The sequence below is a fragment of the Ruegeria sp. BB1 genome (genome assembly GCF_056539465.1).
In genome coordinates this window covers 1,168,356-1,188,492 of the sequence record NZ_JBQFVB010000001.1, presented here as the reverse complement: position 1 = coordinate 1,188,492, position 20,137 = coordinate 1,168,356, and the positions used below count along the sequence as shown (strand labels likewise).

At 57.3% G+C, this 20,137-nt stretch carries 22 protein-coding genes, 1 tRNA gene and 1 pseudogene; 12 read left to right on the top strand and 12 right to left on the bottom strand.

Annotated features, from left to right (window positions below; all coding sequences use genetic code 11):
• Position 1: 1 nt before the first annotated feature.
• Both ACR0AL_RS05940 and ACR0AL_RS05935 read right to left on the bottom strand, forming a co-directional pair.
• Entirely contained in the window at positions 2–703 is a 702-nt protein-coding gene (locus ACR0AL_RS05940) for an NUDIX hydrolase (RefSeq protein WP_170348174.1), read from the bottom strand.
• Between the two features lie 25 nt (positions 704–728).
• Positions 729–1,127: a DUF983 domain-containing protein gene (locus ACR0AL_RS05935; RefSeq protein ID WP_170360144.1), complete on the bottom strand. Its 399-nt coding sequence runs from the start codon at positions 1,125–1,127 to the stop codon at positions 729–731.
• 199 nt (positions 1,128–1,326) lie between these two features.
• Between ACR0AL_RS05935 and ACR0AL_RS05930 the strand changes: the two genes are divergently transcribed.
• The 4 genes from ACR0AL_RS05930 to ACR0AL_RS05915 are packed head-to-tail and all read left to right on the top strand — an operon-like array spanning position 1,327 to position 3,225.
• The gene (locus tag ACR0AL_RS05930) at positions 1,327–1,794 is read left to right on the top strand and encodes an EF-hand domain-containing protein (protein ID WP_170348176.1); all 468 of its coding nucleotides are present in this window, start codon (positions 1,327–1,329) and stop codon (positions 1,792–1,794) included.
• 6 nt (positions 1,795–1,800) lie between these two features.
• Positions 1,801–2,412, top strand: coding sequence for an RNA polymerase sigma factor (locus ACR0AL_RS05925; protein WP_170348177.1), 612 nt, complete (start codon positions 1,801–1,803; stop codon positions 2,410–2,412).
• The gene (locus tag ACR0AL_RS05920; RefSeq protein ID WP_254428647.1) at positions 2,387–2,755 is read left to right on the top strand and encodes a hypothetical protein; all 369 of its coding nucleotides are present in this window, start codon (positions 2,387–2,389) and stop codon (positions 2,753–2,755) included. The genes ACR0AL_RS05925 and ACR0AL_RS05920 overlap by 26 nt, the downstream gene beginning before the upstream one ends.
• The gene (locus ACR0AL_RS05915; RefSeq protein ID WP_170348178.1) at positions 2,752–3,225 is read left to right on the top strand and encodes a periplasmic heavy metal sensor; all 474 of its coding nucleotides are present in this window, start codon (positions 2,752–2,754) and stop codon (positions 3,223–3,225) included. The genes ACR0AL_RS05920 and ACR0AL_RS05915 overlap by 4 nt, the downstream gene beginning before the upstream one ends.
• 5 nt (positions 3,226–3,230) lie before the next feature.
• Here ACR0AL_RS05915 and ACR0AL_RS05910 read toward each other — a convergent pair whose 3' ends face one another.
• On the bottom strand, positions 3,231–4,631 hold the full coding sequence (locus tag ACR0AL_RS05910) for a diguanylate cyclase (RefSeq protein ID WP_480646178.1): 1,401 nt from the start codon (positions 4,629–4,631) through the stop codon (positions 3,231–3,233).
• Positions 4,632–4,718: 87 nt separating this feature from the next.
• Here ACR0AL_RS05910 and ACR0AL_RS05905 point away from each other — a divergent pair, with 87 nt between their 5' ends.
• The 5 genes from ACR0AL_RS05905 (at position 4,719) to ACR0AL_RS05885 (ending at position 9,128) form a co-directional block, all read left to right on the top strand.
• Positions 4,719–5,003 (top strand): DUF3572 domain-containing protein, encoded by a 285-nt coding sequence (locus tag ACR0AL_RS05905; RefSeq protein ID WP_480646180.1) that lies wholly within the window; start codon positions 4,719–4,721, stop codon positions 5,001–5,003.
• 24 nt (positions 5,004–5,027) lie between these two features.
• Positions 5,028–5,720 carry an HAD family hydrolase gene (locus tag ACR0AL_RS05900; RefSeq protein WP_480662294.1) on the top strand — a complete coding sequence of 231 codons (693 nt, stop codon included), beginning with the start codon at positions 5,028–5,030 and terminating at the stop codon, positions 5,718–5,720.
• A 120-nt stretch (positions 5,721–5,840) separates the two neighbouring features.
• Positions 5,841–7,400, top strand: a complete 1,560-nt coding sequence (locus ACR0AL_RS05895; RefSeq protein ID WP_480646184.1) for a trimethylamine methyltransferase family protein — start codon at positions 5,841–5,843, stop codon at positions 7,398–7,400.
• Between the two features lie 121 nt (positions 7,401–7,521).
• Positions 7,522–8,109, top strand: coding sequence for a heme NO-binding domain-containing protein (locus ACR0AL_RS05890; RefSeq protein WP_480646186.1), 588 nt, complete (start codon positions 7,522–7,524; stop codon positions 8,107–8,109).
• Entirely contained in the window at positions 8,106–9,128 is a 1,023-nt protein-coding gene (locus ACR0AL_RS05885) for a GGDEF domain-containing protein (protein WP_170348184.1), read from the top strand. Before ACR0AL_RS05890 ends, ACR0AL_RS05885 begins: the two co-directional genes overlap by 4 nt.
• A 33-nt stretch (positions 9,129–9,161) precedes the next feature.
• Here the strand turns inward: ACR0AL_RS05885 and ACR0AL_RS05880 are convergent, their stop codons facing one another.
• From ACR0AL_RS05880 to ACR0AL_RS05845, 8 genes are all read right to left on the bottom strand, one after another.
• Positions 9,162–9,854: a CbiX/SirB N-terminal domain-containing protein gene (locus tag ACR0AL_RS05880; protein ID WP_170360128.1), complete on the bottom strand. Its 693-nt coding sequence runs from the start codon at positions 9,852–9,854 to the stop codon at positions 9,162–9,164.
• A 71-nt stretch (positions 9,855–9,925) separates the two neighbouring features.
• Positions 9,926–10,858 (bottom strand): AEC family transporter, encoded by a 933-nt coding sequence (locus tag ACR0AL_RS05875; RefSeq protein ID WP_170374641.1) that lies wholly within the window; start codon positions 10,856–10,858, stop codon positions 9,926–9,928.
• Positions 10,859–10,900: 42 nt separating this feature from the next.
• Positions 10,901–11,698: an MBL fold metallo-hydrolase gene (locus ACR0AL_RS05870; protein WP_480662291.1), complete on the bottom strand. Its 798-nt coding sequence runs from the start codon at positions 11,696–11,698 to the stop codon at positions 10,901–10,903.
• Positions 11,695–12,501 carry a TatD family hydrolase gene (locus tag ACR0AL_RS05865; protein ID WP_170348188.1) on the bottom strand — a complete coding sequence of 269 codons (807 nt, stop codon included), beginning with the start codon at positions 12,499–12,501 and terminating at the stop codon, positions 11,695–11,697. Before ACR0AL_RS05865 ends, ACR0AL_RS05870 begins: the two co-directional genes overlap by 4 nt.
• The gene (locus tag ACR0AL_RS05860) at positions 12,498–13,619 is read right to left on the bottom strand and encodes a DNA polymerase III subunit delta' (protein ID WP_480662289.1); all 1,122 of its coding nucleotides are present in this window, start codon (positions 13,617–13,619) and stop codon (positions 12,498–12,500) included. The genes ACR0AL_RS05865 and ACR0AL_RS05860 overlap by 4 nt, the downstream gene beginning before the upstream one ends.
• Before the next feature lie 10 nt (positions 13,620–13,629).
• Complete coding sequence (tmk, locus tag ACR0AL_RS05855; RefSeq protein ID WP_170348190.1) at positions 13,630–14,253, bottom strand: dTMP kinase; 624 nt, start codon at positions 14,251–14,253, stop codon at positions 13,630–13,632.
• Positions 14,250–15,416 carry a D-alanyl-D-alanine carboxypeptidase family protein gene (locus tag ACR0AL_RS05850; protein WP_170409247.1) on the bottom strand — a complete coding sequence of 389 codons (1,167 nt, stop codon included), beginning with the start codon at positions 15,414–15,416 and terminating at the stop codon, positions 14,250–14,252. Before ACR0AL_RS05850 ends, tmk begins: the two co-directional genes overlap by 4 nt.
• Before the next feature lie 17 nt (positions 15,417–15,433).
• Positions 15,434–16,801 (bottom strand): SPOR domain-containing protein, encoded by a 1,368-nt coding sequence (locus ACR0AL_RS05845; RefSeq protein ID WP_480662287.1) that lies wholly within the window; start codon positions 16,799–16,801, stop codon positions 15,434–15,436.
• 202 nt (positions 16,802–17,003) lie between these two features.
• Here ACR0AL_RS05845 and ACR0AL_RS05840 point away from each other — a divergent pair.
• Positions 17,004–17,093 (top strand) — tRNA-Ser (locus ACR0AL_RS05840).
• 65 nt (positions 17,094–17,158) lie between these two features.
• Here the strand turns inward: ACR0AL_RS05840 and ACR0AL_RS05835 are convergent.
• Positions 17,159–17,392 carry a tyrosine-type recombinase/integrase gene (locus tag ACR0AL_RS05835; protein WP_368039709.1) on the bottom strand — a complete coding sequence of 78 codons (234 nt, stop codon included), beginning with the start codon at positions 17,390–17,392 and terminating at the stop codon, positions 17,159–17,161.
• Positions 17,393–17,502: 110 nt separating this feature from the next.
• Here ACR0AL_RS05835 and ACR0AL_RS05830 point away from each other — a divergent pair.
• Positions 17,503–18,215 (top strand): annotated as a pseudogene (locus ACR0AL_RS05830) (IS6 family transposase).
• 163 nt (positions 18,216–18,378) lie between these two features.
• The gene (locus ACR0AL_RS05825) at positions 18,379–20,118 is read left to right on the top strand and encodes an adenylate/guanylate cyclase domain-containing protein (protein WP_480662285.1); all 1,740 of its coding nucleotides are present in this window, start codon (positions 18,379–18,381) and stop codon (positions 20,116–20,118) included.
• The last annotated feature ends 19 nt before the right edge of the window (positions 20,119–20,137 follow it).

The following is a 20,137-nucleotide window of genomic DNA, read 5'->3' as shown; positions in this document are numbered from 1 at the left end:
CCTAGTCCGCGTCGGGCATGGGATAACCCTTGAGCTGCAAGAACAGGCTTTGCTCTTCGGTATGCAGATATAGCGGCACGGTGGCGGGTGGTTCGGGATTTGTAGCCCGGGCCGCTATTTCCGCAAGAACGACCTCGGTAATGAAGGGCAGGTCCAGTTCGCGCGCGCGGTCCAGCGGGACCCATTGCAAATGGGACAGCTCATCCGACGCGCGGCTGAAATCATCCAGATCCCCCTGAACGGCGTTGGCATCGACCAGAAAGAACCGTGCGTCGAAACGGCGTGGGCGCCCCGGAGGGGTCACAGCACGGAACACAAATTGCAGCGCGCTGGCCGATGGGCGGTAACCCAAGTCGGCAAAGCCCTGCCAATCCTCCGGAACTGTGCCGCTCCACCCGCCGGGATCCCCCAGGATCAGCCCGGTTTCTTCCCACAATTCACGAATTGCGGCTGCGGCCAGTGCGTTTTGCAATCCCGGTTCGGACTTTTCGTCCAGCCTATCGCTGCACAACGCGGGCAGGGGCGTGGCCAAAGGTACCGAGCTGTCCTCGGCATCGACGGCACCGCCGGGAAACACGAACTTATTGGGCATGAATACGGCCTTTGCACCGCGTTGCCCCATCAGGATGGACGGCTCGATCATACGATCTCGAAGAACGATGACCGTTGCCGCGTCCCGTATCGCTGATTTGTCGACTGTCATGTTCTGTGCGAGCCGATGAGCGAGGTCATTGCGCTTTTTCGAATCCGTGCATGCGACGTGCCCATTGGTACGCGACAACCGCACCCTTCAGCCGAGGCAGCAGGAACAAGGACAGGGCCGTACAACCGATGGCAAAGATCAGGAACATGGTCATCGGTTCCGGGCGAAACTCTACATAAGACACGTGAAGGGCCGGTGCCATCAGGTGTCCGACCAGCAGAATGGTCAGGTACGCCGGACCGTCATCTGCCCGATGGTGAAACAGCTCTTGCCCACAAGAGTCGCAGCTGTCCTTGACCTTCAGATAGCCTTTCAGAACCTTGCCCTCGCCGCATTTGGGGCAGCGGCAGCGGAAGCCTTTGACCAAAGCAGGCCAAGTGGGGCGGTCATTCTCAGTCGTGGTGTCGATCGTTTGATCTGTCATTGTAAAACTCGCGCGTTCGTTTGAGCCGGATAATGCGCTTGTTTTGCCCTGAAAAAAAGAGGGGTGCGTCGCTTTGTGGCGTGGGGTTTTGGTAAAGGCCTGCAAAGTTTTTTGGATTTTTGCGACGGAAAGCATCCAGCCCTGCGTTTGAACTTATGTGAGCAGCGGCGATGGGGCCGCCAAACAAAGGGAAAACGACATGAAAAGCGCCAAATTCATTCCGGCCATCCTTATCTCGGCTATTGCAATCACAGGCACGTCCGTATTGGCGGCCGGACCAAAGGATCGTGAACCTGCAAGCTTTCAAGAACTGGATGCCAATGGTGACGGTCAACTGACGCAGGAAGAATTGGAGGCCCACCGCACGCAGCGATTCTCGAACGCTGACGCTGACGGCGACGGCAAACTGAGCGTCGAAGAAATGCAGGCCGCTGGCCAAAAACGCGCCAATGACCGCGTGACCAAGATGTTCGAAAAACACGACGCCAATCAGGACGGCTTTCTGAGTGAAGACGAGTTGCCCAAACCGCGCCGCGCTGGCAAGATGTTTGACCGTATCGACGCGGATAACAGCGGAACGATCTCGGAACAGGAATACGCCGATGCGAAAGAGCGGATGGGTCGCAAGCACAAGAAACACGGCAAGGCGGACTCTGACGACAGCTGATGAAGGATGGAGGATCTGACCTCTCCATTTCAAGATGTCCGCGGCGCAGAATGTGCCGCGGATACGACAGATGATGCGTTGCTGCGGCAGTTCGCGGGCGGCGACGCGGCGGCTGCCCGTCAGTTGACTGACCGGTTGGGGCCGCGTTGTTTTTCAGTCGCGATGCGAATGCTGGGCAACCGCGCCGAGGCCGAAGACGTAACGCAGGACGCCATGATGCGGCTGTGGCAGATGGCCCCCAAATGGGTGCCGGGGCAGGCCAAGGTGTCCACCTGGCTCTATCGCGTTACGCTGAACCTGTGTGTGGATGTGCAGCGCAAGAAAAGGCCGGACCGTCTGGACGATGTGCCCGAGCCCGAGGATGAAGACCTGAGCGCTACCGAGCGGCTACAAGAAGCGGCGCGTAAGGATGCGCTGCAATCAGCGTTGTCGCAATTGCCAGACCGCCAACGGCAAGCGGTGATTTTGCGGCATATCGAAGAACTGCCCAACCCTGAAATCGCCGGGATCATGGGCATTTCGACTGAAGCGGTAGAAAGCCTGACCGCGCGTGGAAAGCGTGCCTTGGCGGCAATACTGGCAGGACGGCAAGATGAACTGGGGTACGAAGATGGCTGAAGATGACATGAAATTGGACCAGTTGTTTGCTCAGGCACGGCAAGCCCGGCCGGAACTGCCCGATGATCTGGCGGTTCGCATTCTGACGGACGCCGAAACGGTGCGTCTTGACCGGATGAAACCTGCAGATCCACCGCGTTCTGTCTGGGCGCGGCTGCTGGACGGGATCGGAGGCTGGCAGAGCATGGGTGGTTTGGTCGCGGCCAGTGCCGCAGGGGTTTGGATCGGATTTGCCGCGCCCGACTTTTTACCTGACCCGGCAACGATTATTTTTCCGCAGGACACCAGCTTTGTGGTCGCTGACCTTGGCCTGGACACAACTTTTCTGGAGGACGCCGAATGAGCGATAATGCCAAACCCAAAAGACGGTGGGTGACGGTTCTTTTGACCGTATCGCTGGCGCTGAACCTTTTGGTTGTCGGGGTCGCTTTGGGCACTGTTTACAGGGTCAAAGGCGGGCATCACGGCAAGGGTCCGCCCGGATTTGCCCCAACGTTGTACCGGGCGCTGCCCAAAGAAGAACGGAAAGCGTTGCGCGGTGAGTTGTCTGAGCGGCATACCAAGGGGGCGAAGATGCGGTCGCAGGACTTTGCCGCGCTTGAGGCAGCCTTGCGCGCGGAACCGTTCGATCCCGAGGCGGTACAGGCGCTGCTGCAGCAACAGGCGCAAGCCATGGCCGAATTGCAAAGCGCATTACAGGATAAATGGCTGGGCCGCATCACCGCGATGACTGACGCGGAACGTCAGGCTTACGCGGACCGGCTGCAGGAAGTGGTCGAGCGCAAGGCGCATGGGCGCAAGCACAAGGATTGATCGGTTCAGGCTGCGCTCTGCCGGACCCGAACCTGGTTGCGCCCAGCCGACTTGGCAGCATAAAGCGCGGTGTCGGCCGATTTGATCAGCCCCTCCAACCGGGGTAGTTGATGAGATTGCGACCACCCGTTTGGTTGGGCTGCGATTAGTCCGATGCTGATCGTGACCGGTATTGGGGCAGGAGCGTCTGGCAGCTCAAAAGGTTTGTCACGGATGCAATCACACAAGCTTCTTGCTAATTTCAGTGCTTTGGCCTGCGTTGTTTCGGCGAGGCCAACCATGAACTCTTCGCCACCGATTCGTGCGATGAACCCGGCCGAGCCAATCGTTTGTTTCATCCGGGCCGCTGCCTCGGCCAGCACCAGATCCCCGCCGGTGTGGCCGAAGGTGTCGTTGATACACTTGAAGTGATCCAGGTCAGCCAGCATCACCGCAAAACCTTGCTCGGTCCGCGCAGCCTTGTGCATGATCTGATTCATCGCGCGCATCGCATATCGGCGATTGTGCAGGCCGGTTAACGGATCGACCCAGGAATCCTCCAACCCGCGCCTGAGCGACGCGCGCATCTGGTCCAGCCGGGCCTTTCGCGCAATCTGGTTTTCCAGGCGCAACAGCGTTTCTTCGGGGCAGAAACTACCCATGCAAATCGCGTCGGCACCCCGATCAAGCGCTTCGGATGCCAATTCGGTATTCTCTTCCTCAAGAACACCAATCAGAACCGTATGCCGCGTAGTGCTTCGCGATTTCAGATCGGCCAGCAGTTTGAGGTCCGACGGGTTTGCACTGACCTCGAACACGATGGCATCAGGGACAGGTCCCGACAGAATACCCCGAAGGTTGGATGTTGTATGAGCGGATAGGTTGTGCGGTGTTTGCTTGAATAGAGCCTTTTTCCACAAAGCGCTGGTGCATGACGATTGTGTCAGAATAGCGACTCGACCGGTTTTCGCAGGCATGATCAGCGCAGAGCTGGGTTCGGCAAATCCGATGGGGTGCGAACTGGTTCCAACCTGCAATTCTTGGGTATCGGCGCGCGCGCGCAACAGGCTGCGAACCCGCGCAAGCAGGAACGTATCCTTGAACGGGTGGGCCAGAACATCGTCCAAGCCGTCAGCCAGCGCCTTCAACCGCGCGGCCTTGTCGTTTTGCTGTGCGATCGCAACCACCGGCACATCGGTCAAATCCGGGTCTGCCATGACAAGCTTCTTTACGTCAGCGGCAGTGCCGTCCGGCAAGGTTTGCGAGGTCAGTACCAGGTCGGGCCTGGCACGCCGTAAAAGCCCGGGCAGACCCTGAAGCCGTTCACCCTGAACAACGTGATACCAAGCCGCAGTTAGCTGAACCTTCAGCATGATGCGATTGGTTGAGGCCTCGTCGAGGACAAGGATGGTTCCCTGCACGGACATATCGGTCACCATTGATTGCATGCGTTGCTAAAGTGTTTATGAGTCTGGTTAACAAACCCTTTCCAAGACCTGATCCGGGGCTATTTTATGTCAATGAACGCCCAATCTGCCGAAACGCTGGCGCTCAATGTTCTGGGTTGGCTGGTGGGCAATGAAGAATTGCTGCCAATTTTCCTTGGCTCAACCGGTGCATCGACACAGGACCTGCGCGAAAGAGCAGGCGAGCCCGAGTTTCTGGGGTCGGTGCTGGAGTTTCTTATGCTTGACGACTCGTGGGTAATCGCCTTCTGTGACGCGAATTCCGTGCCCTATGACCTGCCTGGACAGGCCCGCGCGGTTTTGTCCGGTGGCGCTGACGTCCACTGGACCTGACCCACAACTTTGCAGGAGCATGCAATGCCTATCGACGCGATCCTGTTCGACAAGGACGGCACCTTGTTTGACTTTGCCAACACCTGGGGGGCTTTCGGGCGCAATGTCGTGTCGCGCCTGGCCGACGGAGACCCTGCACGCGCTTCAGAATTGGGGCGTGTTATCGGCTTTGACCTGGAAAAGGCCACCTATTCCGAGGACAGCATCGTCATCGCCGGTACGGTTGATGAAATAGCCGAAGCCTTGGTTCCGCATCTTCCCGACATGACGCAGGAAGATCTGGTCGATGTTCTGAACACCGAATCGGCGTCGGCTCCGCAGGCGCAGGCCGTGCCATTGGCCCCCTTTCTGGAAGGTTTGAAACAGGCTGGGCTAAAGCTGGGCGTGGCCACAAATGACGGTGAGATGCCAGCGAAACAGCATTTATCCTCGGTCGGGATTCGCGATCATTTCGACTTTGTCGCGGGCTATGACAGCGGCCACGGGTACAAACCAGGGCCCGGGCAGTTGCTTGCCTTTGCGACACATGTAGGCGTGGCACCTGAACAGGTGGCCATGGTGGGCGACAGCCTGCACGACCTGCAAGCAGGTCGCGCTGCCGGGATGACGACAATTGCCGTTCTCACGGGCATGGCCCCGGCCGAAGCACTGGCGCCCATGGCGGATGTCGTGTTGCCGGATATCGGGCACATTCCCGACTGGTTGGCGAAAAACTGATCACGCTCCAGCCAATTTCGTCGCTTCGGGATAAAAAACCGACAAAGTCTGTCGCAGACAGAGCGGCCAGCCCCCGACCTTCGGGGCTTGCTTGTGATAGAGCAAGCTCCGGAGGATCAGATGGCAGACACAAAAACTCGTAGGCGTCGTGGTGGTGGACGTGCCGGGGCTGCTGAACGCAGAGGTACTGCGGTAATCGACCAGATGCCGTGGAGCCCGCCAATCAATATCGACCGCCCGACTGAACCGTTGGATCAGGACGGGATCGAGGCGATCCATGAAGGGGCCATGCGCATCCTCGAAGAGATCGGGATCGAGTTCTACAACGAAGAAGCCAAAGGCATTCTGCGCGAGGCAGGGTGTACGGTCGAGGGCGACAATGTTCGCATGGGCCGGGACTTTGTCATGGAGATGGTGGGCAAAGCCCCTTCAAGCTTTACGATTACTCCACGAAATACGGACCGCACGATTGAGATCGGCGGAAAGAACATGGTGTTCGGCAACGTATCATCGCCGCCGAATTACTGGGATATGGAGATCGGTACCAAGGTTCCCGGCAGTCGAGATATGTGCCGCAACCTGTTGAAACTGACGCAATATTTCAATTGCATTCACTTTGCGGGCGGGTATCCGGTTGAACCCGTCGATATACATGCCAGTGTCCGGCACCTAGATGTGCTTTATGACAAGCTGACCCTGACCGACAAGGCGATGCATGCCTATTGCCTCGGGAAGGAACGGGTCGAAGATGTGATGGAGATGGTCCGCATCGCTGGCGGGCTGAGCCACGAGGAGTTCGAGGCAACGCCTCGGATGTATTCCAACATCAACTCGACCTCACCGCTGAAACACGACCACCCGATGATTGACGGTTGCTTGCGTTTGGCGCGGCGGGGGCAGGCGATTGTTGTGACGCCGTTCACGTTGGCTGGTGCAATGGCTCCGGTAACGATGGCGGGGGCTGTGGCGCAATCGCTGGCCGAAGCCTTGTGCGCAATCGCTCTGTTCCAATACGTGCGCCCGGGGATTCCCTGCGTAATCGGGACGTTCACATCCAATGTGGATATGAAGTCAGGCGCACCTGCCTTTGGTACACCGGAGTACATGCGTTCCACCCAGATGACTGGGCAAATGGCACGGTTCTACAACCTGCCGATGCGGTCGTCGGGGGTGTGTGCCGCAAACGTGCCCGATGGCCAATCAGTTTGGGAGACCTCGAACTCTCTGTGGGCGTCCGTTCAGTCGGGTACCAATATGGTATACCACGCAGCAGGTTGGCTTGAGGGAGGGTTGATCGCCAGCCCCGAGAAATTCATCATGGACTGTGAAATATTACAGCAAATTCAGCGCTATATGCAGCCTGAAATTACCGCGACCGGTCCAGATGAAATCGCGTTGGATGCGATCCGGTCGGTGGGCAATGACGGACATTTCTTTGGTATTCAGCACACTCAGGACCGCTACACCACCGCATTCTATCAACCCTTTCTGAGTGATTGGAAGAACTTCGAGGGGTGGAATGTTGCGGGTGGCATTTGGACGGCGGAGCGGGCCCATCACATGTTCAAAGAGATCATCACCAGCTTTGAACCACCGGCGCTGGATGATGCGATCCGGGATGAGCTTGCCGACTTTGTCGCCCGTCGCAAGGCCGAAGGTGGGGCGCCGACGGATTTCTAGTTCTCTGTCAAAGACTTCCACTGTGATATTTGTTCAGATTGTTGGAATCCAACGTCCTATCTTGGGGGTTTGTTAAGGAATCTCGGGCCAGATTGGAGAAGTAACCAATCTGGGGCATTTTATGCATGGTCTGATCAATCGGGCGGTACAATCCTTCGTATGCGCGACCTACGGGCAGACGTGCTGGTTGCACGTGACCGAGATGGCTGAGCTGGGATTTACCGAGTTCGAGGCCATGCTCGTCTACGATGACGACATGACTGCCCGGGTTTTGGACGCACTGTGCGGCGAACTAATGCGCCCACGTGCCGAAATACTCGAGGACTTGGGAACATATCTGGTGTCTCACCCGAATATGGAGGATCTGCGCCGTCTGCTGCGCTTTGGCGGCGTCACTTATGTAGAGTTCCTGCATTCCCTGGATGACTTGTCCGACCGCGTCCGTTTGGCAGTTTCCGACCTTTGTCTGCCAATGTTGGAGCTTATTGAGGTGAGCCCAACAGAATATCAATTGTATTGTCATCCCGGATTGGCCGGATATTCCAGCGTTATGGTCGGGGTTTTGCGCGCCATGGCCGACGATTACGGTGCCTTGGCCATGTTGTCCCATGACGGGCAAGAGGGCGAGGCCGAAGTCATCTCAGTCGTACTTGTGGAAAGCGCTTTTGCCGAAGGGCGTCATTTCGATCTTGGGGCGCGCAAATCATGATGGATACTGGCGATCTGGGTTCTTTGCTGGAAACACTATGTCCAATGTTCGTTCTGGTGAGCGAAACTGGGCGGATAACACGCGTAGGGCCGACGTTGCAGAAACTTCGCCCGGATCAACCGATGGAGGGGAAAGAATTTCTGGATGTATTCGAGTTGATACGCCCGCGCGCTGTCACAACCCTTTCGGCTCTGATGTCATTGGCTGGCGCAAAACTGCACCTGAAACTCCATGATACGCCACGAACGGTGTTGAAGGGATTGGTTGCGCCACTGCCCAACGGAAAAGGCGCAGTAATTAACCTGTCCTTCGGCATTTCGATTTTGGATGCTGTACGCGATTATGCGCTGACCAGTGCGGACTTTTCTGGCACCGACCTTGCAATCGAACTGCTGTACCTGGTCGAGGCTAAATCGGCCGCGATGGAGGCTTCGCGGTCGCTTAACCTGCGGCTGCAAGGGGCGATGTTGGCCGCCGAAGAACAAGCCTTTACCGATATGCTGACCGGGTTAAAGAACCGTCGGGCCATGGACGTGGTTCTGGGCCATCTGATATCCGGGAATTCGCCTTTCGCCCTGATGCATCTGGATTTGGATTTCTTCAAGTCGGTCAATGATCAATATGGGCACGCAGCGGGGGATCACGTGTTGCAGCAGGCCGCCCGGATCATGGTAGAGGAAACCCGCAACGATGACACAGTGGCTCGCATTGGCGGGGATGAGTTCGTTATTATCATCAAGGGTTTGATGGATGAATCTGTCCTCTCAGCAATTGCGTCACGTCTTATTGACCGGCTGCAAAAACCAATGGTGTTCGAAAAAAACCCCTGTCGGATATCAGCCAGTATCGGGACCGCGTTGTCCACGCAGTTTTCGCCCCCCAAATCTGCGGAAATTCTGAACGCGGCTGATTTGGCGCTGTATGAGGCGAAGAGGAAAGGCAGATCTCGGCATTGCTTATACTCGACACTGGTGGGGCGTCGGCAAGGCGACCCGGCATCCGGGGTTCGTTTGGATTAAAATCGCGCGGACCCGGCTTAGATGCGATCAAGCCTAATCGAACACACGGCTCAGAGTGTTTGCAATATGGCGCTTGATCGGTGGCAGCTCTCCGACAACTGGCATGAGTTGTCCTTTGAACGTGGCTTCAGCCAACTCTTGCGGCAGGTCCTCAAGAACGTGACCGCCGGTGCAGGCAAAATAGGGCAGGCAAATAGCTTGCTCCGACAAACCTGACGCGGCCTCGGAGATGGAAGGGGGTTCTTCGACAAAACCCACACGAATGGACCTGAATGCCAGATATTTTTCTAACGTGCTGGCGAAAGCAAGGGCAACGGCAGACGGGTTGCGACTGCGACCTGAGCCATGAGCCGCCACAACGAGATCCGTTTCCTGCGCCGTCCACTGGTTTTCCACCAACCTGTCGCGCAGCGCCCCGGCCACAAGTTCTGGTAGGTCAGGGTCGACACCAAGCGGGTCCAGAATGCGTAGATTTCGCCCGGCAAGGCGTTTGGGTAGGGCGCTGGTGACAAACCACCCTTTTGCCATGAACAGCGGGTAAATCACTGCGTCATCTGTCAGCTTTGAAACACGCTCTTCGAATATACCCGGTGCCGCCAGCGTTGCCGACCGCACAGTCACCTTTGCGCACAGTACGTCGACCTCGGCGGCATACTCGGCTAAGACCTGTTCGGCCGGGGTCGGGTCCGACGGTTGGCCATGGGCGACGATAAGGGCGTGGTGCATTCGAATTGTCCTGTTAGCTTTACCGATAGGTGCGTCCCGCCGCGCCAGAGTCAATCCAAACTAAGGTGCCATCAACCTAAAAGTGTCAGCCAGAACCAGACCGTCAGAATCGAGGTCGCCGTTCCAATCAAAACGGATGAGGCTGCCACCCGTTTTGCGTGTCCGTACATGTTGGCAAATATATAAGCGTTGAAGCCGGGCGCCATCGCCGCTGTGAGAACGCCCGAGCGGAACAAATCCTGAGGCAGACCAGCAGAGGTCCCAAACAGCCAAACCAGGGCGGGGTGCAGGATTAATGAAATGCAGCAGACATAGGCAATCGCGCGCAGATCGCCCTCGGGCTTGTATTTGACCAGAACTCCGCCCAGCGCAAACAGGGCGCCGGGCAGGGCGGCACGAGTAATAAGGCCAAGCGCTTCGTCCAAAACTGAAGGTACGCCAATTCCTGAAAGGTTAACGATAAATCCCAGCGCGATACCGAGGATCAGCGCATTGCGGAACATTGCCGACATCACCGACCGGATCATGCGCCTGCCGCCATTCCCCCGGTTTCGGACAACTTCCATCACCGTGATGCCGATGGCATAGCAAAATGGCGCATGGAAGGCGATGATGGCGTAGTTCCCGTCCAAATTCTCGGACCCAAAGGCGCGTTCCGTGATCGGAAGGCCCAGCAGAACCGAGTTCGAGAACAAACAGCAAAAGCCGATGGCGACGCAATCTTCCCACTCGCGGTGAAAGATCAGGCGGGCGCCGAACAACCCGGCGGTGAAACACAGGGCTGCGGCGGCATAAAAGCTGCCCAGTAGCCGGGGATCGAAACTGGCGCTCAGATCCAGATGTGCGATGGCCAGAAACAGCAGGCAGGGAATCGCGAAGCCCTGGGTGAATTTCATCAACCCTTCGACATGGGCTTCTTTGAAATACCCCAGACGGGTCGCGGTGTATCCGGCACCGATCACAAGAAATACCGGCAGGATAACTTCGATCAGAGTTTGCAGCATCCAGCCGCCCCAGAGTGTTTCGCGGGCTGCAACGGCAGTGCCCTATAAATCCTGAAGGATCACCATACCGTCATAGGCAGGGGTGATGTGATCGGCGGTTTCGGCGTCAACCGTGACATAGTCGAGGTCGATATGCATGTTGGTCAGAACCGCTCGTTTGGGTTTCAGCTGATCGATCCATTCCAACGTTTTATCCAGATGGGCGTGTGTGGGATGAGGGCTGCGGCGCAGGGCGTCAATGACCAGACAGTCCAGCCCTTCCATCATAGGCCATGCGTCGTCATAAAGTTCGGCGACGTCCGGCAGATACACCAGCTTACCCATCCGAAAACCCAAAGAATCGATCGAGCCATGATTGACCTTGAAGGGGTGAAACGGGATCGAACCGCCGGGGCCGTCGATTTCGAACGGGCCGTCGATGGATTTCAAGTCAAGGATCGGCGGATAGGGAGAGCCTTCGGGTTGGATGAAGGCATACCCAAACCGCCCCAGCAGGGCGTTCTGCGTATCACCGTCGGCCCAGACCGATACTCTCTCGCGCATGTTATAGACGATCATGCGCAGGTCATCGATGCCGTGGACGTGATCGGCATGGGAATGAGTATAAACCACGCCATCCAAACGCCCTGTTCCAGTACTCAGCAATTGGCTGCGCATGTCGGGGGTGGTGTCGATCAGCACCGTGGTCGTGCCATCCGGCCCGTCACGTTCAACCAGCATCGAACAGCGGCGGCGAATATTCTTGGGGTTCTGCGGATCGCAATCCCCCCAATGCCCGCCCAGTCGCGGTACGCCGCCGGACGAGCCGCAGCCAAGGATGGTGCAGCGCAGCTGGGTCATGCAGCCGCCTTGTAGGTTGCGGCCTTGGTGAACAGACGGTCGAAATTGGCCTGCGTCTGGGCAGCGAAATCGGCATAGTCCAACCCGAACACTTCCGCCCCTTTATGGGCGGTGTGGGCGGTATAGGCCGGTTCGTTACGTTTACCGCGATAAGGCGGTGGGGCCAGATAGGGGGCGTCAGTTTCCACCAGAACGCGGTCGACCGGCGCGGCAGCGAAGATATCGCGCAATTCCTGGCTTTTGGGGAAGGCGGCGATGCCGGACATGGACAGGTAGAAGCCCAGATCCAGCGCGGCGCGGGCCAGTTCCGCCGAGGATGAGAAACAGTGCATTACGCAGGAATAGGGCGCATTGCGGTGTTCCTCGGCCAGAATGCGCGCCATGTCATCATCAGCTGCGCGGGCGTGGATAATCAGCGGTAGACCGGTGTGCTGGGCGGCCTCGATATGAACGCGCAGCGATTGCTTTTGCACCGAGGCTGAGTCAGCGGTGTAGTGGTAATCCAGACCGGTTTCGCCGATGCCGACAAATTTCGGGTGCCGGGACAGCGCGATCAGTTCGTCGACCGTGGCCATCGGCTCATCCGCGGCGCTCATGGGATGGGTGCCTGCGGCATAGAAGATCGGCGCGTGTGCCTCGGCAATGGCACGAATGGTGGGTTCGTTGCGCAAGCGGGTGCAGATCGTGACCATGCGGGTCACGCCTGCTTCGGCGGCATTGGCGATGATCTGGTCCAGCTGCCCCTCAAAATCGGGGAAGTCCAGATGGCAATGGCTGTCGGTGATCTGGGGGGTGTCGCTCATCTGCTCTGACCGGCGGTTTCCTGTATCTTGAACACCGTATCTAGGACCAGAGCGGCAGGGTCAAGGTTCACCGCCTGACCATGGCGCGCGCGGGCCGTGATTGTCGCCGCAACCTCGGCCCATTGACGGGCCTGATGCGGAGATGGGGACAAACGTGACAGCGTTTCCGCCTCATTCGGCGCAGCCGCGGGGAGTGGCGGCGCACCGGTTGCGCCGGTCAGCGCCAGGCGCGACAGGACGACGTCGATCAGGGTCAGCAGCAGTTCGAACCGCTCTGCCGCACCGCGTTGGGCAGCGGCTTCGGCCAGGGCCAGCGCGCGCTGGCGATCCATGCGCGGCAGAGTGCCGAGAATGGCGATCAGTTCAGCATAGATCTCTAACCCACCCAGATTGATCAACCGCACCGCATCGCCGACCGACCCGGCGGCCAGCGCCGCCAAATGGTCGTTCTGCGCGGGCAGGTCCGCACCCGTTTGCACGAGGGCGGCTTGCATATCCTCAGGTCCAAGTGGAGAAAGGCGCAGGGTTCGACAACGGGATCGGATCGTTGGCAACAGGCGTGACGGCTGGTGCGAAACCAACAGTAATGTCGTGCGCGCAGGTGGCTCTTCGAGCATTTTCAGCAGGGCGTTAGCCGCGCTGACATTCATCTCATCCGCTGAATCGACGATTACGACACGCCGCCCGCCATCGGCCGAGGACAGTCCGAAGAATTTCCCCAGCTTGCGAATATCATCAACGACGATTTCGTTCCGCAACCGCCCCTGATCATTCACGGATCGGGTGATGGCGGCCAGCCCCGGCTCGGCCCCGGCCAGAATGCGGTGCGCGACCGGATGTTCGGGATCAATCGCAAGGGTTTCAGGTGGCGGAGGGGCACCGAACAGCCCATCCTCTTCTACCGGCGGCGTTGCCAGTAAAAACCGTGCAATCCGCCAGGCCAGGGTTGCCTTGCCCACCCCGCGCGGGCCAGTCAAAAGCCAGCCGTGGTGCAGCCGGTCCGAGGTGTAGGCGCTCAGAAATGCCTGTTCAGCCGCAGCTTGCCCAAACAGTTGCTGGGTTTCGCGCGGGTGCGGGGCACCGGGGGCCTGATCCGGGGTTGGGGTATCGTCGCTCATCTATCGTCAGTCACAAAGCTTGCAGAACGATATCTGTCACATCCTGTGCAACGCTGTCCATGTCGCGGTTGCCGTCAATCACGCGAAAGCGGTCCGGAAACTCATCGGCCAGCGCCAGAAATCCGGCGCGCATCTTTTGCTGCAGATCGATGCCGAAATCTTCGAACCGTTCTTCTGTGCCCTGTCGCCCCTTGGCGCGGGCCAGACCGGTTTGTGGGTCCATGTCGATCAGCAGTGTCAGATCGGGTTCGCGCCCAATCACCAAGCTGTGCAATTGATCAACCACCCCGCGCAAATCGCCGCGCGACAGGCCCTGGTACATGCGAGTACTATCGGCAAATCGGTCACAGATAACCACTTTGCCAGCGGCAAGAGCGGGCTCGATTGTGCGTTCCAAATGATCCCGCCGCGCGGCAGTGAACAACAGCAATTCCGTTTCGGCCGACCAGCGGTCGGGGTCGCCTTCCAAAACCAGGCGGCGGATCTCTTCGGCCCCGACCGAGCCACCGGGTTCGCGCGTCAGCACGACCTCATGACCAAGATCGCGCAAACGCTCGGCCAGCATGCGTGCCTGCGATGATTTGCCTGATCCATCAATGCCTTCGAAGGTCAGAAACAACCCGGGCTTTGTCACAATGCGTCCAGTGGATTGCCGATCACATCGGTCAGAAAGATACCGCCCACGGTCATCATACGCACCACGAAGCCTCCGGCCGGGACGCTTTCAGACGCCACCAATGGGCGGCGGATTTCCGGCAATCCTTCCGGTTTGATAACCAGCTCAGCCATTTGTTGGCCCTTTTCAATTGGCGCGTTGACCGGCCCGTCATAGACAACCTCGGCCTCGATATTCTTGTCACCCAGAACTGGGAACAGCAGCGACAGGTCCTCTTCCGGGACCAGACCCACGGTCTTTTGCGCGCCCATCCAGATCTTGGCCTCGGCTATTGGCGTGTCCGCGTTGGCAACTGTCCTCTCGACAAAATTTCGAAACGACCAGTTAACCACGGCCTCAGCCTCCTCTGCCCGTTTGCCAGTGCTGTCGAGACCTGAGAGTACAAAAATCACCCGACGGTCACCCTGTTTGGCCGACCCGACAAGGCCATACCCGGCCTCTTGCGTGTGGCCGGTCTTCAGACCGTCGGCGCCGATCCCCAGCTTGAGCAGCGGGTTGCGATTGCGTTTGTTCGACGGCGCGCGGCCATCGAATTCAAACTCTTCCTCGGCGAACAGGGGGTAGTATTCCGGGAAATCCGAAATCAGATGATTTGCCAACACAGCCAGGTCATGGGTGGACATCATATGACCAGCAGCGGGCCAGCCGTTCGAGTTAGCAAAGTTGGAATTGTTCATGCCCATTTGCTGCGCACGTTGCGTCATGTATCGGGCAAACCCAGCCTCGGTTCCGTCAGGGCTGAGCGCCTCGGCGATCACCACGCAAGCGTCGTTGCCCGACAATACGATAATGCCGCGCAACAGGTCCTCGACCCGGACGCGGTCCTGCGTGTTCAGGAACATGGTTGAGCCGCCATAGCTCATGGCGTGTTCCGAAACCGGCAGTGTTTCATCCAGTGTCAGGCGGCCATCGCGCAGTGCCTCGAACGCCACGTAAAGCGTCATAAGCTTGGACATAGAGGCAGGCGGTAGGGGCAGATCGGCCTCTTTGGACAGTAGAACCGTACCTGTAGTCTGATCTACCACATATGCCGCGCGGGCTGTTGTATCAAAGGCTTGGGCGGGCAGGGCAAACACAGCCAGCCCAAGGGTCAAAACGGATGGTCGCAGTGAGGACAGCACGAGGGGCCTCCTTTGTTTCAATTCTTGACAGAGAACGCGTCGGAAAACCCAAGGTCTCTGACGTCGCTTTGCAATGCGTTGCGTTCCGAGCGGGTTTTTGCCGGGCCAACCAGCACGCGCCAGACCGTTTTGTCGTCGGTCTTCAGCTCGCGAACATTGGCAGTCATTCCGTTCCGCTCAATTTTTTGCGCCGCGCTCTTGGCATTGGCTTCGACATTGAAGGTTCCAACCTGAACAAACGGCTTGGTCAGAGATCGTGGTGCTGGATCCTGAGCCGCGGGAGCAGGCGCGCTTACCGGGGTGGGGTCGGCCGCTTCAATCGCGGCTGCAGCACCTGCAACGGGGTCAAGCGGCGTTTCAGTGATCTCGTTAGGATCTTTCTTTTGCCACCACTTCCGCTTGGCCGGTTTGTCCTCGGGTGGGGTGACTTCGGGGTCAGACAGAGAGGGGGCCGCGGTGGGTTGAGTTGCGGTTTCTACCACTTCTCCCACCGCATCAGCGGTTGCCTCAGCTGCGGTGTCGCTTGTTGCCGCCGCGGTAGCTCCGGCTGCGCCTGCTGCGGCAACCGGTTCTTTCTTTTGCCACCACTTCCGTTTGGCGGGCTTTTCCTCGGACGGGCTGACTTCGGGTTCAGATTGAGTAGAGGACGGTGTGGCCTGAGCTGCGGTTTCAACCACGTCTTCCGCGGCATCGGCGGTTGCTTCAGCTGCGGCATCGCCTGTTGCCGCTGCAGCGGCTCCGGCTGCACCTGCTGCGGCAACCGTTTCTTTCTTTTGCCACCATTTCCGCTTTGTGGGCTTTTCGGCATCTGCCGTAGCCGTTTCTATGGCTGCGTCTTTTGATTTTGCTTCATCGGTGACCGATTTATTCTCGGTTGTCGCGGTTTCTTCGGGCTTGGGTTCTTCTTTTTCTACGGGTTTGCGCCGCAGGGCAGTAACCTGAACCTTGGTCGGCGCACCTGCAAGGATACCCAGCTTGCCAGCGGCCGCAGAGGACAGTTGTAAAGCCGGGCCGGGCAGGTTTCTTTCCCGCCGGAACAAGGCGCCATTCACAGATTTGTTGTTTTTCGGATTCTTGATGACAACACGTTCGGGTTGGGTCACATCCGGGTGGGCAACCCAGATACCGCCCAAGGACGGACGCCCATCCCACAGAGCGGCTTCGGTCACATTGAAGGCCTCTGGCGCTTCGACCGTTGCGCCTGATTTGTCTGAATGACCGGGAAACAGTTCGACGGTACCGCTGGTCTGGGTGCCGTCACTTGGTGCGTCCGACAATGCTTCCTCGGTCGACAGTGTCTCGTCACACCCCGCCAGAATTGCCAATGTCACCGCCAGCACCGCCCACGATCGCGGTTTTAAGCGTGTCTCAGTCGCTCGCTTCATTTTGTCATCCCTTGCCTGAAGGGGTCTCGTTTCCTGAACCCCGCCGCCAATTGCCGGTTCTGTCTTGCCGGTCTGTTACGGTCTTTCCTGCAAAGCATAACGTGGGTGAGGTGTCATGGAAAGACCACTGCACATGCTTAGGCGAGAATTCCCTATTTGCTCTTGCCACCGATTTCAGTTGGCCTTAGACCCAGCCCCACGCGGGGAGGTGGCAGAGTGGTCGAATGCGGCGGTCTTGAAAACCGTTGAACGTGAGAGCGTTCCCAGGGTTCGAATCCCTGTCTCCCCGCCACTTATCAACGATTTACAGGTCGGCCACACCACTTCCAGCTAGTCACCATTTGCGTTTCATTTGCATTACAGCAGTGAATCACGGACCGCAGCGGCTGCTTTGCGGTCATCATCATCGTCAACAGTGATGTATCCTTGCGTTGATCTGATGTCGGCATGACCGGCCCGCGCACGGATAGTCAGGCCATCAACACCAGCCTTGTGCAACTGGGTCAACGCATAGTGCCGTGTACCGTGGAAGGGCGAAACGTCCTGCGATACCCCAGCAGCGTCACGGATCGACCCTGCAATTTTGGTCACGTTTTCTAATACCAGAATCTCACCCGTAGGGTTGCAGAAAACGAATCCGTTGTCGGCCCGGTCTTGTCAGAAGAACTTTGCGTGAGCGGGGTAGGGGTGTTGCGTAGCTTTTGCCCATCACCAGACCCGCCTCTTTCAAATACTTCAAAACCAATCCCGAGATTATCCGCTTGGCGGTGATGCTGTACATCCGTTTCCCGCTCTCGCTTAGGAATGTCGAAGATCTGTTGCACGAGCGAGGCATCGACGTGAGGCACGAAACTGTCCGGTATTGGTGGAACAGGTTTGGCCCAATGTTTGCTGCTGAGATCAGACGGAAGCGTGTTCAGCAACTGCGCGCGTTCTCCAAATGGAAGTGGCACGTGGACGAGGTTTTCGTGAAGGTGAATGGCAAGAGACACTACCTCTGGCGGCCGTCGATCACGAAGGCGAGGTACTCGAAGCCGTTGTCACCAAACGCCGAAACAAGCAGACAGCACTGAAATTCCTCAAGAAATTGATGAAGCGATACGGTAAAGCGGAAAACGTCGTCACGGATCGCTTCGCCTCATACAGAACCGCGCACAGAGAGCTGGGCGCGCTCAAAAAACAACAGACGGGCAGGTGGCTCAACAACCGCGTTGAGAATTCCCACCTTCCTTTCCGACGACGCGAACGCGCCATGCAACGGTTCAGGCGCATGCGAAGTCTACAGAAATTCGTCTCGGTCCACTCCTCTGTCTACATCCACTTCAACCAAGAAGGATCGCTCGCAAGCCGAGATACCTTCAAGCTGACCCGCGCCGCCGCTCTTAGCGAGTGGCGTCAACTTTGTTCCGGATAGGTTTGCGGTTTCCGCGGCAAACTGAGACTGGTTAGAATTCGTCTGACAGCACCCCTTGCAGACTCTTGAAGTCAAATGGCTTACTATGGGGCAATCGTGCATTAGGGCTTAAAATTTATGCGCAATAGGAACCTTCAATATGAATAGGAGATTGTCTACGATCTTGGCCGCTGATGTTGTCGGTTATTCCACTCGAATGCGTGAAGATGAAGTCGACACGATAAATCGTGTTACCCTGTTAAACGAGTTAATCGGAACTGTTGCGTCCACGCACAATGGGCGGGTCTTCAACCGCGCGGGTGATGGCTTTCTTTTGGAGTTTTTTAGCCCGGTGGCGGCTGTTCGCTGTGCTTACAACTTACAACTTCAACTCGCTGCACCAGTAACCAAGCGAGAGATTGGACTAGAAATCAGGGTTGGGGTCCATCTTGCCGATGTCGTAGTAGATGGCGACGATTTGCTTGGCGATGGGGTAAATGTAGCGAGTCGTATTGAGTCTGAAGCCGAGCCGGGTACGGTCCTCGTAAGCAATGCTGTGTTCGATCACGCCAAGCGGTCGGCCCAGCTAAAATTTGAGAACAAGGGCACCCGAAAGCTTAAAAATATTTCCGAACCAATTACGGTCTACGCTGTTGCAGGCGAGCTTGGCACGCACAGTTGCGGAACCGCCCTTATCGAGGACAGTAGCCTTCCCTACGTGGCGGAACTTCAAAAGTCCACCAACTCAATTGTTGTGCTTCCCTTCAAGAACATGAGCAATGATCCCGAGCAGGAGTATTTTTCCGATGGCCTGACGGAAGACATCATTACAGAGTTGTCCCGGTTCCCTGACATTCTCACGATCTCCAGGAATACTAGTTTTGGGTTAAAAGGGGTTGCGGCGGACGCTCGTGAACTTGGACAGAAACTCGGTGTGCGTTTCTGTCTTGAGGGCGGGGTTCGCAAGCTGGGAAATAGCATACGGATCAACGCGTATCTGACGGATGCAGTGTCAGGCGAACAGCTTTGGGCAGAGCGGGCGGATTGCAATCTGGAGGATCTTTTCGATTTCCAAGATGACCTTGTTGCCAAAATCGTCGCTAGTGTGGCTGGCCAGATCGAACGGCAAATGGAAGCCACGGCACAGCGCAAACGTCCGGGTGACCTGGAAGCCTATGAATGTTTAATCCGCGGTTTGTACTATCACCGGATTGGTGGAGTCACAAAGGAGAATGCACAGGAAGCAGTTCATTGGTTTGACGAAGCGCTGAAACGAGATCCAGGATATGGTCGAGTTCATGCGTGGAGGGCGTGCGCTGTCGCTACAGTAGCAGAATGGACCGGTGAAGATGTATGGGATGAGTTGGTCGAAGCAGGGAACCTAGCTGTCGAGCTGGATGAAACGGACGCTGAAAGCCATCGAATTGCCGGTTCCTTGGCGCTCTATGTTCGTGACTTTGAACGGGCTAAGTTCCACTTCAATCGCGCTCTGGAGTTAAACCCCAATCACGCGTTCATTGTCGGACGAACCGGTGAACTCCATAACTTTCTCGGAGATGGAAAGACTGCTCTTGAGTACCAAAAGCGTGCAAAGATGCTTGATCCCTTTTTGCCCGAATATTGCCGCGAACTAGAGGCAATTGCCTACTATGTCATGCATGATTTTGAGGCTTGTTTTAACACCGTGGATGAATTTGCGAGGCTCACTCGGCGGGCGGCAGCTTATCGGACTGCGGCCGCAACTCACTTGAATAATGACTGCAAGCTTGAACGAGCAGTTCGCGATTTGTTGCTTCACGATCCGGACTTTAGACCTTCTACATTCATTCAAACTGAATACTTCAAAGATCGCGAGATATCTAAAAGATTGAAAGCCGAATTGAGGAGCGCTATGGCGACAACCTCACTTCGCCTCGCTGGTTGAGTACACAATTTGCTAACTT

Bases quoted from the DNA above. Each gene is read 5' to 3' on its own strand.
- ACR0AL_RS05940 (WP_170348174.1), bottom strand. From the start codon at position 703: ATGACAGTCGACAAATCAGCGATACGGGACGCGGCAACGGTCATCGTT.
- ACR0AL_RS05935 (WP_170360144.1), bottom strand. From the start codon at position 1,127: ATGACAGATCAAACGATCGACACCACGACTGAGAATGACCGCCCCACT.
- ACR0AL_RS05930 (WP_170348176.1), top strand. From the start codon at position 1,327: ATGAAAAGCGCCAAATTCATTCCGGCCATCCTTATCTCGGCTATTGCA.
- ACR0AL_RS05925 (WP_170348177.1), top strand. From the start codon at position 1,801: ATGGAGGATCTGACCTCTCCATTTCAAGATGTCCGCGGCGCAGAATGT.
- ACR0AL_RS05920 (WP_254428647.1), top strand. From the start codon at position 2,387: ATGAACTGGGGTACGAAGATGGCTGAAGATGACATGAAATTGGACCAG.
- ACR0AL_RS05915 (WP_170348178.1), top strand. From the start codon at position 2,752: ATGAGCGATAATGCCAAACCCAAAAGACGGTGGGTGACGGTTCTTTTG.
- ACR0AL_RS05910 (WP_480646178.1), bottom strand. From the start codon at position 4,631: ATGTCCGTGCAGGGAACCATCCTTGTCCTCGACGAGGCCTCAACCAAT.
- ACR0AL_RS05905 (WP_480646180.1), top strand. From the start codon at position 4,719: ATGTCAATGAACGCCCAATCTGCCGAAACGCTGGCGCTCAATGTTCTG.
- ACR0AL_RS05900 (WP_480662294.1), top strand. From the start codon at position 5,028: ATGCCTATCGACGCGATCCTGTTCGACAAGGACGGCACCTTGTTTGAC.
- ACR0AL_RS05895 (WP_480646184.1), top strand. From the start codon at position 5,841: ATGGCAGACACAAAAACTCGTAGGCGTCGTGGTGGTGGACGTGCCGGG.
- ACR0AL_RS05890 (WP_480646186.1), top strand. From the start codon at position 7,522: ATGCATGGTCTGATCAATCGGGCGGTACAATCCTTCGTATGCGCGACC.
- ACR0AL_RS05885 (WP_170348184.1), top strand. From the start codon at position 8,106: ATGATGGATACTGGCGATCTGGGTTCTTTGCTGGAAACACTATGTCCA.
- ACR0AL_RS05880 (WP_170360128.1), bottom strand. From the start codon at position 9,854: ATGCACCACGCCCTTATCGTCGCCCATGGCCAACCGTCGGACCCGACC.
- ACR0AL_RS05875 (WP_170374641.1), bottom strand. From the start codon at position 10,858: ATGCTGCAAACTCTGATCGAAGTTATCCTGCCGGTATTTCTTGTGATC.
- ACR0AL_RS05870 (WP_480662291.1), bottom strand. From the start codon at position 11,698: ATGACCCAGCTGCGCTGCACCATCCTTGGCTGCGGCTCGTCCGGCGGC.
- ACR0AL_RS05865 (WP_170348188.1), bottom strand. From the start codon at position 12,501: ATGAGCGACACCCCCCAGATCACCGACAGCCATTGCCATCTGGACTTC.
- ACR0AL_RS05860 (WP_480662289.1), bottom strand. From the start codon at position 13,619: ATGAGCGACGATACCCCAACCCCGGATCAGGCCCCCGGTGCCCCGCAC.
- ACR0AL_RS05845 (WP_480662287.1), bottom strand. From the start codon at position 16,801: ATGAAGCGAGCGACTGAGACACGCTTAAAACCGCGATCGTGGGCGGTG.